We start from the raw sequence: 2,085 nt of genomic DNA on the forward strand, positions 1-2,085 counted from the left end.
GTGAAGACCCGTCTCAAGCGGATGCAGTACCGCCCCGGCCTCATCGACGCCTTCATCACCGAGACCGGGCTGCTCCCCGCGACCAAGCCACCGTGACACCCCGGCCTTTCAACCTCAGTAGTGTCTCGCCGGGTCTGACGGCGAGATATCGACATCGGCGTTGAGGACAACCATGAGCGTTATTCAGGCCGGCTTGATCACCTCAAAGTAGGGCAACGACCCCGATCAGATAAGATCGTTTTCCTACCACAGAACACGACTTACAGGCGGGGCCGTTGCGTTACCAGTCTACTACAGGACTTGCTGCCGACCAGATCGAGGAGCTTGTTGCTCGCATTTGGCAGATCGTCTCCTGTAATAAAAAGCAAGTCTGGCCTCCGGTGGTGGGACTGTATCGCGCGAGGTTGTCCCGACGATCGTGGAAGTTTGAGGTGGCGGTCCCCCGCCTGATGCCTGCCGTGGGGTAGGTATTCGGGCGTCTGCCAGGACAACCCGAACAGCAAGGGGACCGCCGTGGGTAAGGATTACCAGAGAACCGGCACCGACTCGACCCGCCCGGCCGTGCCGGAGCGGGTCACCGTGGCACTGGACGAGATCGCCGTGGACGTGCGCGAGGGGCTGTTGGCCCTGGCCGTGGGCGCGGGCCTGCAGGTCATGCAGGCGATGATGGAGGCCGAGGTGGCCGCGACCTGCGGGCCGCGCGGTCAGCACGATCCGGACCGGGCCGCGGTGCGGCATGGCCGAGAGCGCGGCTCGGTGACCTTGGGTGGGCGACGAGTGCCCATTACCCGGCCTCGGGTGCGCACCGCCGACGGGTCGGCGGAGGTGCCGCTTTCCTCGTATGCGGCCTTCACCGGCACCGAGACACTCGGGCGGATGGCCATGGACCGGATGCTGGCCGGGTTGTCGACCCGCCGCTACGGCGTCGGTTTGGAGCCGGTCGGTGAGCAGGTCGAACAGTCCGCGACGGCGACGAGTAAGTCGGCGGTGTCGCGGCGGTTCGTCGCCGCCACGGAGACCGCCCTGGCCGAGCTGCTGGCCGCGGATCTGTCCGGGCTGGACTTGGTGGCGTTCCTCGTCGACGGGGTGCATTTCGCCGAGCACTGCTGCGTAGTCGCCCTGGGCATCGGCATTGACGGGACCAAGCACCCGTTAGCGCTGGTCGAGGGCTCGACGGAGAACGCGACCCTGGTGCGCGAGCTGATCGTGGGCCTGCGGGAGCGGGGCCTGGATGTCACCCGCCCCATTCTCGCGGTGATCGATGGGTCGAAGGCGCTGCACGCCGCGATCCGCGAGGTCTTCGACCATCCGGTGATCCAACGCTGCCAGCTCCACAAGATCCGCAACGTGCAGGACCGCCTCCCGGACAAGCTGCGCTCGGTGGTGGGCAAGCGGATGCGCGCCGCCTACCACGCCGACTCCGCGTTGACCGCCCAAGCCCAGCTCGAGGCGCTGGCAGGGGAGCTGCAGCGCACGCATCCCGGTGCGGCCGCCAGCCTGCGCGAGGGCCTGACCGAGACCCTGACCGTCCTACGGCTGCACGTCCCGCCCACGCTGGCGCGGACGGTGCGCTCCACCAATGCCATCGAGAGCATGATCGAGATCTGTCGTGACCACTCGCGCAACGTCAAGCGCTGGCAGGACGGGCAGATGGCGCTGCGCTGGTGTGCGGCCGGCATGCTCGAAGCCGGCAAGCAGTTCCGTCGCGTCAACGGCCACCTCCACCTCCCCGGCCTACGTGCAGCACTGGAACGGCATGTCGCGACCGAGAAAGTCGGTGACAGTCGGCATCATGAACCGGTGACCGCCGCCTGAGGATCACACCCGGGCCGCCACCGAAGTTCTACGAACGTCGGGACAACCTCGTATCGCGCTGTCGTACTCACCTTGGTATACGTCCGGCAGAATCTGAACCAGGCGGCTGTGGGCGACCTGTTCGGAGTCAGCCAGTCGACCGTATCAAGAGTTTATCGATCCATACTTCCGCTGATCGGGCAGGCGTTGTGCCTGCACGTTCCGAACCTCGAAGAGGCGATCCGCGGCCGACTCGTCCTGGTCGACGGAACCGATGTGCCCACCGGCAAC

General features: G+C 66.5%; 2 protein-coding genes. Both read left to right on the forward strand.

The annotated features are described in order from the left end of the window. Nucleotides 1-513: 513 nt before the first annotated feature. The gene (locus FFT21_RS28280; RefSeq protein ID WP_137816955.1) at nt 514-1,815 is read left to right on the forward strand and encodes an IS256 family transposase; all 1,302 of its coding nucleotides are present in this window, start codon (nt 514-516) and stop codon (nt 1,813-1,815) included. Between the two features lie 72 nt (nt 1,816-1,887). Then, nucleotides 1,888-2,085 (forward strand): helix-turn-helix domain-containing protein (locus FFT21_RS28285; RefSeq protein ID WP_225978843.1); only part of this gene is annotated, 198 nt, incomplete at its 3' end.

This window comes from Gandjariella thermophila (assembly GCF_005405885.1).
GTDB classification, from domain to species: Bacteria; Actinomycetota; Actinomycetes; order Mycobacteriales; family Pseudonocardiaceae; genus Gandjariella; species Gandjariella thermophila.